We start from the raw sequence: 13,323 nt of genomic DNA on the forward strand, positions 1-13,323 counted from the left end.
CGCTGTGCAGGAAACACCTCCATAGCGGTGGATCATCGATCGGTAGCGCTGCGACGACGTGATCGCCGCAATCGGCGGGCGTGCCCCCGATGGATCGCAATCGTGTGAACGGGACGTTGCAGGTTGCCGTTCAAAGTTGATTGTGATTATCAGCTTTAATCGGTAACCCGCAACGCAGTGCCGCGGTTCGCCGGGGGATCCCGTCACCATGCAGACTTCACCATCAAGGCTCGCCGATGCCGCGGCGTTCGACAGCGTCGCCGACGGAGACCTGCGTGACGATCCATCGACGCCGAGGATCCTCACCGCCGCTTCGTCGCGTGCCTGCCATCGCCTGAGGACCAAGGGCTGACCGCCTGTCCGAATGCGGCCGAGACGACCGTCCCGGCCCATCGACAAGAAGGATGAACGCATGCCCGACAGTCGCGCCGTCGTCACCACGGCCCACGCGTCCCGCTATCTCCAGCAGCTCTGCAAGCACTGGGCTCACAAGTTCGAGACCGAGTTCACGCTCACCGTGGGCCGGATCGTGCTGACCATCGGCGAGGCGCGGCTCGCGGCCGAAGCCGAGACCTTGACCGTCGCCCTCTCGGCTTCGGACGACGCTGCGCTCGCGCAGCTCCGGGATGTCGTCGCCAGCCATCTCGAACGCTTCGCCTTCCGCGAGACGCTCCGGTTCGAGTGGACATGACGGGCCGCGTCTCCCGCTCGAACGCCCTCGTCCCGCCGTTGGAACCCTTCGCCATGTCGAACGCCGCCCCCCGCCATGCGCCTCTGCGCCTCGCCGCCGCCCTCGTCCTCGGTCTGGCGCTGATCGCTCCCGCAGAGGCCGAGCCGATCAGCGTCGAGCATGCGCGCGGCACCACCGAACTGGCAGCCCCGCCGAAGACCGTCGTGACCTTCGATCTCGCCTCGCTCGACACGCTCGATGCGCTCGGGATCCCGGTCGCGGGCGTGCCGGTGATCGCCATGCCCGCCTATCTCGCACGCTACGCGGACGACGCGACCCCGAAGATCGGATCGCTCTTCGAACCCGACTTCGAGGCGGTGAACGCGCTCCAGCCCGATCTCGTGATCGTCGCCAGCCGGTCCGCGCCGCAGTTCGAGGCGCTGTCGCGCATCGCGCCGGTGATCGACCTGACGCTCGACCCGGCCGACACGATCGGCAGCGCCGAGCGCAACATCCGCACCCTCGCCGGGATCTTCGGCAAGAGCCCCGAGGCCGAGACGGCGCTCGCCAGGCTCGACGGCTCGATCGCCGATCTGAAGGCCGAGACCGCGAAGGCGGGGCGCGGGCTGATCGTGCTCGCCACAGGCAACCGCATGAGCGCCTTCGGCCCGGGCTCGCGATTCGGCGTCCTGCATTCCGAGTTCGGCGTCGCGCCCGCCGATCCCAAGCTCGCGACCGCCATCCACGGCGAGGCCGTCTCGAACGAATACATCCTCGAGACCAACCCGGACTGGCTCTTCGTGATCGACCGAGACGCGGCGATCGGCCAAGGCACCGCCGCCGCGCTCCTCGACAACGAACTGGTGCGCGGGACCACGGCCTGGCGGAAGGGGCAGGTCGTCTATCTCGATCCCGCGCGCTGGTATCTCGCGGGCGGCGGGCTGACGGCGCTGCAGGCGAGCGTCGACCAGCTGGCCGAGGCGATGAAGCCGAAAGCGGGCAACTGACGGCGCGCCGCGAACGCCATCGTCTTGACGACAACCGCCCTGCCCCGCTCCATGCCCCTCTTCCTCCTCGCCCTCTCCGCGATGGCGGCGCTTGCGTTCGCCAGCCTGTTCGTCGGGGTCAGCGAGGTCACGCCGGCCGCGCTCCTCGACCCCGCGTCGAGCGCCCGGGCGATGGAGATCCTCTGGGCCAGCCGAATTCCTCGCACGCTGGCGCTGATCCTCGCCGGCGTCTCGCTCGGCGTCGCCGGGCTTCTCATGCAGATGCTGACCCGCAATCGCTTCGTCGAACCCTCGACCGCCGGCACGGTGGAGTCGGCAAGCCTCGGCATGCTGGCGGCGACGCTGTTCCTCCCCGACGCCTCGATCCTCACGCGCATGCTCGTCTCCGCCGGCTTCGCGCTGGCCGGCACGGCGCTGTTCCTCCAGATCCTCTCGCGCGTGCCGCTGCGCTCACCCCTCGTGGTGCCGCTCGTCGGGCTGATGCTCGGCGGCGTCGTCTCGGCGGCCACCACCTTCATCGCCTATCGATACGACCTCCTGCAGGCGCTCGGCGCCTGGACCACCGGCGACTTCTCGGTGGTGCTGCGGGGGCGCTACGAACTGCTCTGGATCGGCTTCGCCCTCGCACTCGCCGCCTATGTCGCGGCCGACCGCTTCACCGTGGCGGGCATGGGCGAGGATTTCACCACCAATCTCGGCCTCGACTACCGTCGGCTGATGATCGTCGGCCTCGTCATCGTCTCGCTGGTGACGGCGAGCGTCGTGTCGACGGTGGGCATCATTCCCTTTCTCGGCCTCGTCGTGCCCAACGTCGTCAGCCTCTTCGCGGGCGACAACATGCGCCGGACCCTGCCCTGGGTCGCCGCGCTCGGCGCCGCGCTCGTTCTCGCCTGCGACCTCGTCGGGCGGCTGATCCGGCCCCCCTACGAGATCCCGATCGGCACGGTCTTCGGCGTCGTCGGCAGTGTCGTCTTCTTGGTGCTCCTTCTCAACCGGCGCACCCGTGTCGCCTGAGGCGCGGCGGCGGCACGAACGCCTCGTGGTCGCCGGCCTGGCGCTGGCCTGCCTCCTCGCGATCGCTCTCTTCCTCAGCGTCGGGGCGCGCGGCAGCTGGAGCTTCGTGCTGGCGTTCCGCGGCACCAAGGTCCTCGCCATGGTGCTGGTCGGCACCGCGATCGCGGTGTCCACCGTCCTCTTCCAGACCGTCACCGCCAACCGCATCCTGACGCCCTCGATCATGGGCTTCGACGCGCTCTACGCCCTCATCCAGACGCTTCTCGTCTTCGGCCTCGGCGCGGCGGCGACTTCGGCGCTCGATCCCCGCCTCGTCTTCGGGGCGGAAGTGGCCGTTATGGTCGGCCTCTCGACGCTCCTCTACCGCTGGCTCTTCGCCGGCGGCCTCGGCTCGCTCTACCTGCTCGTCCTCGTCGGCATCGTCTTCGGCACCCTGTTCCGCTCCGTCTCGGGGCTGCTCCAGCGGCTGATCGATCCCAACGAGTTCGTGGTGCTGCAGGACCGGATGTTCGCCTCCTTCAACACGGTGGACGGTTCGCTCCTGGCCGGGTCGAGCGCGGCGATCCTCGCCATATCGGCGTTCATCGCCCGGCGCATCGGACGGCTCGACGTCCTCGGCCTCGGACGCGACGCCGCGGTCAATCTCGGGCTCGACCATCGCCGCGAGGTGACGATCGCGCTCGTCCTCGTCTCGCTGCTCGTTTCGATCTCGACCGCGCTCGTCGGCCCCGTCACCTTCTTCGGCCTGCTCGTCGCCAATCTCGCCTATCTCACGATCCGCTCGCACCGGCACGCCGTGGTGCTGCCGGCGGCGGCGCTCATCGCGATCCTGGCGCTCGTGGGCGGCCAGTTCGTGCTCGAGCGGGTCTTCCGCTTCGACATCGCGCTGTCGATCGTCATCGAGTTCGTCGGCGGCCTCGCCTTCCTCGTCCTCCTCGTCCGGGGTCTCAACCGATGATCGACATCGAAGCCGTCAGCAAGCGTTACGGGGCGCAGACCGTGGTGAGCGGCGTGACGCTCGCCCTGCCCGCCGGCGGCGTCACCGCCATCGTCGGACCGAACGGGGCCGGCAAGTCGACGCTGCTCTCGATCATGAGCCGGCTGATGAAGCCCGACGCCGGGCGCGTCCTCGTCGACGGGATGGACGTCGCCACCACGAGCGGCGACGTCCTCGCGCGGCGTCTTTCCGTGCTGCGGCAGGACAATGCGCTGGCCGCACGCCTCACCGTCGCCGAGCTCGTCGCCTTCGGGCGCTATCCCCATTCGAAGGGACGCCTCGTCGCGAGCGACCGCGAGCCGATCGAGCGCGCCATCGGCTTCCTCGGCCTCGATCCCTATCGCCACCGCTTCCTCGACGAACTCTCGGGCGGCCAGCGCCAGCGCGCCTTCGTGGCGATGGTGCTGGCGCAGGACACCGACGCCATCCTCCTCGACGAGCCGCTGAACAACCTCGACATGAAACATGCCGTGGCGATGATGGGGATCCTGCGCCGCGCCGCCGACGATCTCGGCAAGACGGTGGTGGTGGTGCTGCACGACATCAACTTCGCCGCCAGCTACTGCGACCGCATCGTCGCCATGCGCGAGGGCGCGGTGGTGCACGACGGGACGCCGGACGAGATCGTCACCCCGGAGGCGCTGCGGGCGATCTACGACATGGAGATGCAGGTCGTGCGCATCGACGGGAGGCCCGTCTGCGTCTTCTGGCGCTGACGGGAGACCAGGTCGGCGACCCGACCGCCTCGAACGGACCGCCTCCCGCACCATCGGAAGATCGAACGCCAGAGCGCACCGCCCGAACATCGCTTCGGACAATGCGCTCCATTTGAACCAGTGGTTTACCGGCAGATCCGACGGCGAAGCCATCGCTTCGCCGATCGTTCAGAAGTCGATCGAGGCCGAGAGCAGGAAGGTCCGGGGCGCGCCGGCCGCCAGGAACCCGCGGGCCGACGAAGCCCAGTAGTTCTCGTTGAACAGGTTCTCGATATTCGCCTTGATCTCGACCGGCTTGTCGTAGGGCCCGACGAAGCCGTAGCGTGCGCCGATGTCAACGCGCGTCCAGTCGTCCACGCGCTGCGTGTTGGCCTGATCGTAGCGCGTGCCGCTGGAATAGATCACGCGGCCGGTGGCGGTGAGCCCGGCTGCGATCCAGGGCAGGTCGTACTCGCCGTAGAGGTTGAACGCGGTCTTGGGAACGCCCGGTGCGCTATTGCCGTCGAAGCGACCGCCGAGCGTGCGCGTCAGTTCCGCCTCGATGAAGGTGACGCCGCCGAGCAGGCGCAGGTTGTCGGTGACCTCGCCGAAGACGGTGATCTCGAGACCCTGATTGGTCTGCAGTCCGTCCACGGAGAAGATGCGCGAGGCCGGGTCGGTGAAGCCGCTCGGCTGTTCGATCTCGAAGAGCGACGTGGTGAAGCCGAACGTGCCGAAGTCGTACTTGACGCCGACTTCCTTCTGCCTGCTGACGATCGGCGCGAACACCTGGTCGGCGTTCAGCGCCGTCGCCGGCGCGATCGGGCCTTCGTTGAGCGCCTCGATATAGTTGCCGTAGACGGAGAAGCGGTCGGTGAGGCGCACCACGGCGCCGACCGCCGGGCTCATCCGCGAATCCTCGTAGAAGTAGTTCTGCTCGCCGACCGGCGCGGTGGCGATCCCCGGACGCGTGTTGAAGCCGCGCGAGCGGATTTCCTGGTAGCGGCCGCCGAGCGTCAGCAGGAACCGGTCCTGTCCGAAGGACAGGGTGTCGGCCACCGCCAGGCTGTTGGCGAGAATGTCGGCGAAGGGAATGAGATCGCTGGCGCGCGGAAGACCGGCGAGGCTCGGCGGCGTTCCCGCGAACGCCACGGGATCGTAGATGTTCGTCGTGTAGCTGGGAAAGCGCAGGTTGCGCGGGTTGAACTCGCCGCGATGGTTCTCGTTGCGCGCGCTCGACAGCGCGACGTTGACCTGATGGCCGACCGGCCCCGTGTCGAACTTGGAGCGCAGCCCGATCTCGCCGGTGCGACCCTCGATCTCCTGCGGGTTGAAGCCGAAATCGATCTGTGCGTCGCCGAGACCCGGATTGCGGATGCGGGCGTCGCCGATCGTGTAGGAACTGGTGAGGAAGTCCTCGCGGTAGCGGCTGGTGCCGGCGGCTGCGTAGATCGTGGTGTCGTCGAGAATGTCGAACTCGATCCGGCCGGCGGCCATGTTGTAGGTCGAGTCGATGAACTCGAACGAGTTCGACGTGTTGATGTCGCCGTCCGGCGCACTCGGGATGGGGACGCCGGGCGCCGCCGCGTTGAACAGCGAGGTCGGCGCCTGGATCTTCTGGTCGGAATGGTTGAGATCGATCGAGGCCCGCACCCGTTCGCCGCGATAGTCGGCGCCGAGCGCGCCCACCACCACCTCGTTCTCGTTGCGGTCCAGCGCGGTGTCGCCCTCGCGATACGAGCCGTTCACGCGGATGCCCCACTCGCCCGCGGGCCCGAAGCGACGGCCGACGTCGAAATGCGGCCAGACCTGCGAGTCGCTGAGATAGGTCGTGGTGAGCCGCGCCAGCGGCGCATCGCCGGCGCGCTTGGGCACGAGGTTGATGGTGCCGCCGACGCGGCCGACGCCGCCGTTGAGGAGGGCTGTGGGCCCTTTGACGACCTCGACCCGCTCGATGCCTTCGATGAAGTGACGCCGCGGGTTGGAGATGTAGAAGAGCCCGTCGTAGGCCGTGTCGAGATTGACCACCGAGAAGCCGCGGATGAAGAAGCTGTCGCGCTCGCTGAAGGCCGGCGCATCGTTGCGAACGGAAGGGTCGTTCAGCACGACGTCGGCGACCGAGCGGGCCTGCTGGTCCCGGATCAGCTTCTCGGTGTAGCTCGTGGCATTGAAGGGCGCCTCGAGGATCGAGCGGTTGCCGAGCGCGCCGAGGCGCGCACCCGTTCCGACCTGGCCGCCCGCGTAGGGCGCAGGGGGCTGTCCGACGGTCCCGGTCGCCGGCGGGCCCCCCTCGGCCTCGGCCCCTTCCACCACCACCGTATCCAGCACCACCGTATCGGGCGACACCACACCGCTCGCGGCCTGTGCCGTCTCGCGGCCCGCTGGCGTCCGGCGCGGCTCCTGCGCCCAGACGGAACTGGATGTCAGCGCGACAAGCGACGCGCCCATCAGGAACGGGTGGAACGAAGCGATCATGCGCGCTGTCATGCTGGTTCTCCGGGAAGCAGGCCTTGGCCCGCAGGTCTTGCCGCCTCCCGCCTTACGAGCCCCTTAGCCGCGACTTCAACGAAGAACGCTTCTAAAACATGATCGAATCATTCATGATTGCATAATGGCAACATCAAGTCACAATTACGACAACTTAACGCGAGCGGTCCGCGAGGCAGCGGTATTGAAGTCGCAACCCGTTCCAGACCGTCGTTGCTGCGATTTTGCGTGGGATCGGTGAGTGATCTCCAGGATCCCGCGGCTGCTTTCACTCGCTGCACCGATGAATGCAGGGGCGTAGGGCGAGGTCGCCGACCGTAGGCGATCCATGAAGCGTATCACGCCACCGGGATCGCCGGCCCCTTCAGGCCGGCGGTCCCGCCATCGGTCCGGTGCCCCGCTCAGACGAGTTCGGCCAGGGCCGCGGCGTGGAACCCCCTGAGGTCGGCCGTATCGCCGGACTGGATCTTGTGCGCCCAGTCGGGATCGCTGATCAGCGCGCGGCCCACCGCGATGAGGTCGAACTCGTCGCGTTCCATGCGCTCGACCAGCCGCTCGATGCCGCCGGCCTGCGAGTTCTCGCCGCCGAAGGCGCCGAAGAAGTCGCTGGAGAGGCCGACCGAGCCGACGCTGATCGTCGCCGCGCCCGTCAGCTTCTTGGCCCAGCCCGCGAAGTTCAGCCCGGCCTCGCCGTCGATCTCGGGGAACTCGGGCTCCCAGAAGCGGCGCTGCGAACAATGGAGGATGTCGGCGCCGGCCTCCACGAGCGGCAGCAGCCAGTCGGTCATCTCGGCGGGGCTCGGAGCGAGGCGGGCGGAAAAGTCCTGCTGCTTCCACTGGCTGACGCGCAGGATCACCGGATAGTCCGGCCCGACCGCCGCCCGGATGGCGGCCACCACCTCGGCCGCGAAGCGCGAGCGCTCCTTGATCGTCGCGCCGTTGTATCGGTCGGCGCGCATGTTCGTGCCCTGCCAGAAGAACTGGTCGATCAGGTAGCCGTGCGCGCCGTGGATTTCGATCGTATCGAAGCCGAGGCGCTTGGCGTCGGCCGCGGCCGCGGCGAAGGCGGCGACCGTGTCGGCGATGGCCTCCTCGCTCATCGTCTCGCCGCGCGCCTCGCCGGGACCGACGAGGCCGGACGGGCTCTCCACCGGGCCCTCCGGCTCCCAGCCGCTCATGCCGCGCGTCGAGCCGGTGTGCCAGAGCTGCGGGCCCATGCGCCCGCCCGCCCCGTGGACGGCATCGACGACACCCTTCCAACCGGCCAGCGCCGGTTCGCCGTGGAAGAATGGGATGTCGGCCTCGTTGCGTGAAACGGGACGGCCGACCACCGTGCCCTCCGACAGGATGAGACCGACGCCGCCTTCCGCGCGCCGGCGGTAATAGGCGGCGTTCGACGGGCCGGGCACGCCGGCCGGCGCCATAGTGCGCGTCATCGGCGCCATGACGATGCGGTTGGGCAGGGTCATCGTGCCCAGGCTGAACGGGCGGAAGAGGACGGCGGAGGAGGAGGACATGGCGATGGTCTCCGGAAGGGAGGATGGACGAAAGCTCGGGGTGGGATCGGGGTTTCAGGCGGGAAGGAAGCATTCGCGGGCGGCGACGTCGCCCGCGACGTCAGGCCGGCAGGCCGTTGACCTTGCGAAAGATCCGGTCGACGAGGCGCTCGGGCATGTAGCGCCGCAGGGCGCGAACCTGGTTCGACTGCCGGCCCGCCGAGTAGCGCAGCTTCGGACTTGTGACCGTCGCCGCCTTGACCACGGCCGCGGCCACGATCTCGGGCGCGTCGCCGTCCTCGACCCACCGGCGCATGAGCGCCTCGCTGCGCGAGCGCTCCCCGGCATAGACGGCGATCGGCCGGTCGGCCCGCGTCAGGTTCTCCTCGAAGGCCGTGCGCGTCACGCCGGGCTCGACGAGGATCGCGCGAATGCCGAAGGCGCGGACCTCGTGATCGAGAGATTCGGTATAGCCTTCGACCGCATGCTTGGTGGAGGCATAGAAGGCGTTGAACGGCGCCGGGATGAGGCCGAGGATCGAACTCATGTTGACGATCCGGCCGGCCTTCTGGCGGCGCATTACTGGCAGCACCGCGTTGACGACGCGCACGACGCCGAAGACGTTGACGTCGAAGAGACGCTGGGCCTGCGCGATCGAGGATTCTTCGGCGCCGCCCAGAAGCCCCACCCCGACATTGTTGACGACGAGGTCGATGCGCCCGGCCTGCCGCACGATCTCGGCGACGAGGTCCGTTACCGAAGCCTCGTCCGTCACGTCGCAGACGAGCATCGTGATCCCCGGGAGATCGGCGGCCGGCCTGCGGCTCGTGCCGAACACCCGGTAGCCGGCCTTCGCCAGCGCCTTCGCGGTCACGAGGCCGATCCCGGACGAGGCGCCGGTGACGAGGGCAATGCCTCCCGTGGTCGTGGTCATGTGCTCAACTTCCGTCGCAGGCTGGATCGCCGATGGAGAGTCTGATACTATCGTTTCAGTAGTAAGTCACTATCGAAATGATATGGTCGAGACAGAATCTATCACGCTTCAATGCCCGATCGGTCGCGGCATCGCTTCCATTGGCGACGCCTGGAGCCTGCTGATCCTGCGCGACGCGCATGCGGGCCTCACCCGGTTCGACCAGTTCCGCAGGAACCTCGGGATCGCGCCGACCATGCTGACGAAGCGCCTTGGCGCCTTGACGCAGGACGGGCTTCTGGAGAAGCGCGTCTATTCGGATCGGCCGCCGCGCGAGGATTACGTCCTGACGCAGGCCGGGCGCGACTTCCTCCCGGTTCTCCTGATGATCGGCGCCTGGGCCCAGCGAAACTGCGGCTCGAACCTTGCCCGCTATGTCGACGAGGAGACGGGCCACGAGATCGAGCCGGTCGCCATCGACGCGGTGACGGGTGCGAGACTCGGAACGCGGCCGATACGGGCCAGCGCGAAGGACGCCGTCGGCTGACGGCCGGTCCACGCCCGTCCCCCAAGCTTTTCGCAACAGGTTCCTAGTTCGATCGCCGGGTCGGTGTCGGTCGAGGCCGTCCCGGCCGCCTTTCACCCGGTCTCCGCTTCGCCTTCCGCCGGCAGCAGGCCGATCGCGAACGGCTCGCCGCCGGTCACCTGGGCGCAGCCCTAAGATATTGCACCGCACTCTTCGATGATTCGAGGACGGAGCTACACGTGATCTCAACGTGTTTCCTGCAGGGTTCCTTCGAGACGAGGAACGTTGCACATGCGGATCGTGACCAAAATCAACCTGACGCTTGTCGCCGCCGTCGTGCTGGCGGCGGGGTCGAATTTTGCCACCATGCAGGCGACGGTCCTGCCGATCTTCTACGATCTGGAAGAGGCCGCGAGCCAGCGCAACCAGGGCCGGGCCGAGGAGGCGATCGCCTCGATCGAGAGCCAGGTCGCCCAGGCCGCTTGGCTCTACGCGTCCTTCGATGGCATCGCGGCAGCCGCCCGAGCCGGCGCCAGCGCGAGCACCGCGCATGCCCCGAAGGAGGATCTCCTGCGGGAGATGGGCATCGACCATGTCGCCTTGCTGGACGGCGACGGCCGCATTCTCTTCGACCACGACCTCGGTGAGGCCGGCAACGCCCATCTCCTGAGCGGCGCCAGCCTGCCGGCGGCCCATCCCCTGCGCGCGTCCCAGCCGGGCGGCGTCCGCTCGGGCCTGATGTCGGTGGGCGGCGCGCTCGTCGCCGTCGGCACCGCGCCGGTCGAAACGTCCGGCCCGGCCGCGGCCGGGATCGGAACGGTGCTCCTCGCCCGTTCGATCGACGTTTCGGCCCTCAGCGCGATGACGAAGGTGAAGTTCCGCCTCGAACCGGCGTCCGGCGCGGGAACACGGCCCGCCTTCCTCCGCCTGCCCGACGCGATCGAGGCGCGCAAGACGCTGGCAGGCGTCGACGGCCAGCCGGTCGCCGAGCTCGTCACCGTCACCACGCGCCGCAACGTGGGGGCGGGCCAGACCGCCATCGGGTGGGCGAGCGGCCTCATGCTCGTCTCGATGCTGGTGGTGCTCGCCTGTCTCAGCGTCGCGATCCGTCTCATCGCCGTGCGTCGCATCGAGCGCATGCGCGCCCATCTGTCGGGTGTCGCCGAGACGGGCTCGCTCGGCCCGATGACGGAGGATCGCGGCGCCGATGAACTGAGCGACACGATCGTCTCGTTCAACGCGATGGCCCGGCAGCTGGCGGAACTGCGCAGCGAGCTGCGGCAGCGCGACTATCGCCACGGGGCCGCCGACCAGGCCGCCGGGCTCCTCCACAATCTTCGCAACGCGGTCAGTCCGATCGCCGCGATCGCCTGGGCGCTGGAAGCCCGCGACAAGGCGAACTGGCAGGCGACGCTGACGAAGGTTCTGGCGGAGCTCGAGCGCGGCGATCTCGATCCCGCGCGCGCCGCCAAGCTCGACGGGCTCCTGATCCTTTGTGCGCGGGAGGCCCTGAAGGCGGGCGCTGGCCGGCAGGCGGACCTGCGCACCCTCCAGGCGATGATCGGCCATGTGGAGGAGATCCTGCGCGAACAGGATCACCTGTCGCAGACCGATCGCCAGCCCGAGGCCGTGGATGTGGCCGAAGCCGTGGCGCAGGCCGTCCGCCGGGTGGCCCACAGGCCGGGCCTCGTCTTCGACATCCGCGTCTTCGAGGCGGCCGAGGTGCTGGGCTACCGCGTCGTCTTCGACCAGATCCTCGACAATCTCCTCGTCAACGCCGCGCAGGCCATTGAGGCCACGCCGCGCGGCACCGGGCGGATCGCGGTCGAGGCCGTTCCCGGCCTGCACGACGGCCTCGCCGCGGTCGAGATCCGGGTCATCGATGACGGCGACGGGATCGCCGCCGGCGACGTCGCCGGTCTCTTCGCCAACGGCTTCTCGACCCGCCGCGAGCGCTCGGGCGGCCTCGGGCTTCACTGGTGCGCCAATGCGGTGAACGCGATGGGCGGCAGCCTGTCGGCGCAGAGCTCAGGGCCCGGCGAGGGCGCAACCCTTCGCCTCGTCCTGCCGGCGACCAACGCTCAGCAGCGGATCGCCGCATGAGCCCGGAGCGACGCCCCCGACGCATTCTCGTCGTCGACGACGACCCGCACGTCCTCGACGGCTATCGCCGCGTCCTCGGCAGCCTCGTCGGCCAGCCCGGCGCGGACGGGCCTTGCGATCTCGCCGCGCTGTCGCAGGACCTGTTCGGCGAAAGCGAGCCGGACGAGCCGCCAGCGATCGACGACCTCGTCTACTGCCGGCAGGGCGAGGATGCCGTCCTCGCCGTCAGCACGGCCATGGCCGAGGGACGGCCCTTCGGCGTCGTGTTCCTCGACATCCGCATGCCCCCCGGCATCGACGGCCTGGAGACGGGGCGCCGGATCCGCGCCATCGACGAACATGCCAACATCGTCATCGTCACCGGCTATTCCGATCATCTGCCGGCCGCCATCGACGCGGCCATCGGGTCGGACCGGCCGATCTTCTACATGGTCAAGCCGTTCGGTCCGAGCGAACTGACACAGATGGCGACCGCTCTCTCGCAGCGCTGGTCCGCCGATCTCGGCCGTGTCCAGGAACTTGCGCGCCGCGTCGCCGAACTCGAGGCCCTGACCGCCCTCCTCGTCGCCAGCGAGGCGAGGGCGCGGGAAAACGCGCGCCGCGATCCGATGACGGATCTCCTCAACCGCACCGCCTTCACCGAGTGTTTCGCCGAGGAGGCGGCCGCGGCACGCGCCGGCTTCCGCACGCCGGCGCTCCTCTATCTCGACATCGATCGTTTCAAGCGGGTGAACGACACCTACGGCCACGTGACCGGCGACGAGCTGATCCAAGAATTCGCCCGTCGCCTGCAGCACGTCGTGGCCGAGAACGGCGTCACGGCCCGCCTCGGCGGCGACGAGTTCGCCGTGATCTGCCCCGACGCGAGCGTCGTTGGGGCTCTGGCCACGCGCATCATCGAGACCTGCCGCCAGCCCTACCCGATCGGTCCGCACCTCATCACCAGCGCCGTCTCGATCGGCATGGTCACCGTGGACGATGGCGCGCTGTCCTTCACCGAAGCCATGCGACGCGCCGACAGCGCGCTCTATACCGCCAAGGCTGCCGGGCGCGGCGTCGCGATCCCCTACGAGGCCGAATTCACCGCACGCGCAACCGGCTGTCCGTCAGACGCCGGCCAAACCGGCGCACCCCACTGAGCGTGAGCGCCACGCCACACTGACGCTGCTGGCATCCCGCTTGCGATCAATGCGGATCGCGACACTCACGAGGTTCGTCCGCCGGTCGAAGTTCGGGCCGTCGTTCGTCAATATGGAGCTGAATTTGCTGCCGTCACCGACGCGTCGGGAAAGCGTGGTGCCCAGGGACGGATTCGAACCGCCGACACTGCGATTTTCAATTGGAGTCTAACAATATTAACCAATTGATTTACATGATGATCTGTTTTCATGCGCTAGTAGTGCGCTGTTTGCCTG

The 13,323-nt window shown here is 68.6% G+C and carries 11 protein-coding genes and 1 tRNA gene; 8 read left to right on the forward strand and 4 right to left on the reverse strand.

Features of this window, described 5'->3' with window-relative positions; genetic code table 11:
* The first annotated feature begins 412 nt into the window (after positions 1 to 412).
* Genes AUL33_RS12550 through AUL33_RS12570 form a run of 5 tightly spaced genes read left to right on the forward strand, consistent with a single transcriptional unit; the run spans position 413 to position 4,404 of the window.
* Positions 413 to 691, forward strand: a complete 279-nt coding sequence (locus tag AUL33_RS12550; protein WP_062208372.1) for a DUF2218 domain-containing protein — start codon at positions 413 to 415, stop codon at positions 689 to 691.
* A 53-nt stretch (positions 692 to 744) separates the two neighbouring features.
* The gene (locus AUL33_RS12555; RefSeq protein WP_062208553.1) at positions 745 to 1,677 is read left to right on the forward strand and encodes a siderophore ABC transporter substrate-binding protein; all 933 of its coding nucleotides are present in this window, start codon (positions 745 to 747) and stop codon (positions 1,675 to 1,677) included.
* A 51-nt stretch (positions 1,678 to 1,728) separates the two neighbouring features.
* Complete coding sequence (locus tag AUL33_RS12560; protein WP_062208375.1) at positions 1,729 to 2,691, forward strand: ABC transporter permease; 963 nt, start codon at positions 1,729 to 1,731, stop codon at positions 2,689 to 2,691.
* Positions 2,681 to 3,649 carry an iron chelate uptake ABC transporter family permease subunit gene (locus AUL33_RS12565; protein ID WP_062208378.1) on the forward strand — a complete coding sequence of 323 codons (969 nt, stop codon included), beginning with the start codon at positions 2,681 to 2,683 and terminating at the stop codon, positions 3,647 to 3,649. Before AUL33_RS12560 ends, AUL33_RS12565 begins: the two co-directional genes overlap by 11 nt.
* Positions 3,646 to 4,404 carry an ABC transporter ATP-binding protein gene (locus tag AUL33_RS12570; RefSeq protein ID WP_062208381.1) on the forward strand — a complete coding sequence of 253 codons (759 nt, stop codon included), beginning with the start codon at positions 3,646 to 3,648 and terminating at the stop codon, positions 4,402 to 4,404. The genes AUL33_RS12565 and AUL33_RS12570 overlap by 4 nt, the downstream gene beginning before the upstream one ends.
* Before the next feature lie 168 nt (positions 4,405 to 4,572).
* Here AUL33_RS12570 and AUL33_RS12575 read toward each other — a convergent pair whose 3' ends face one another.
* The 3 genes from AUL33_RS12575 to AUL33_RS12585 all read right to left on the reverse strand — a co-directional run bounded on the left by AUL33_RS12575 (position 4,573) and on the right by AUL33_RS12585 (position 9,300).
* A complete protein-coding gene (locus AUL33_RS12575) occupies positions 4,573 to 6,870 on the reverse strand; it encodes a TonB-dependent siderophore receptor (RefSeq protein WP_244492191.1) in 2,298 nt (765 codons plus the stop codon).
* A 401-nt stretch (positions 6,871 to 7,271) separates the two neighbouring features.
* Entirely contained in the window at positions 7,272 to 8,387 is a 1,116-nt protein-coding gene (locus AUL33_RS12580) for an NADH:flavin oxidoreductase (RefSeq protein ID WP_062208384.1), read from the reverse strand.
* Positions 8,388 to 8,487: 100 nt separating this feature from the next.
* Positions 8,488 to 9,300, reverse strand: coding sequence for an oxidoreductase (locus tag AUL33_RS12585; protein ID WP_062208387.1), 813 nt, complete (start codon positions 9,298 to 9,300; stop codon positions 8,488 to 8,490).
* A gap of 82 nt (positions 9,301 to 9,382) precedes the next feature.
* On the opposite strand from AUL33_RS12585, the gene AUL33_RS12590 reads away from it, so the two are divergent.
* The 3 genes from AUL33_RS12590 (at position 9,383) to AUL33_RS12600 (ending at position 13,047) form a co-directional block, all read left to right on the forward strand.
* Positions 9,383 to 9,826, forward strand: coding sequence for a helix-turn-helix domain-containing protein (locus AUL33_RS12590; protein WP_062208390.1), 444 nt, complete (start codon positions 9,383 to 9,385; stop codon positions 9,824 to 9,826).
* Positions 9,827 to 10,096: 270 nt separating this feature from the next.
* Positions 10,097 to 11,908 (forward strand): ATP-binding protein, encoded by a 1,812-nt coding sequence (locus AUL33_RS12595; RefSeq protein WP_062208393.1) that lies wholly within the window; start codon positions 10,097 to 10,099, stop codon positions 11,906 to 11,908.
* Complete coding sequence (locus AUL33_RS12600) at positions 11,905 to 13,047, forward strand: diguanylate cyclase (RefSeq protein ID WP_062208396.1); 1,143 nt, start codon at positions 11,905 to 11,907, stop codon at positions 13,045 to 13,047. Before AUL33_RS12595 ends, AUL33_RS12600 begins: the two co-directional genes overlap by 4 nt.
* Positions 13,048 to 13,202: 155 nt before the next feature.
* Here the strand turns inward: AUL33_RS12600 and AUL33_RS22190 are convergent.
* Positions 13,203 to 13,280, reverse strand: a tRNA-OTHER gene (locus tag AUL33_RS22190).
* Between the last annotated feature and the right edge of the window lie 43 nt (positions 13,281 to 13,323).

Origin of the sequence: Aureimonas sp. AU12 (assembly GCF_001463705.1) — a bacterium.
In the GTDB taxonomy this organism is placed as follows: domain Bacteria; phylum Pseudomonadota; class Alphaproteobacteria; order Rhizobiales; family Rhizobiaceae; genus Aureimonas.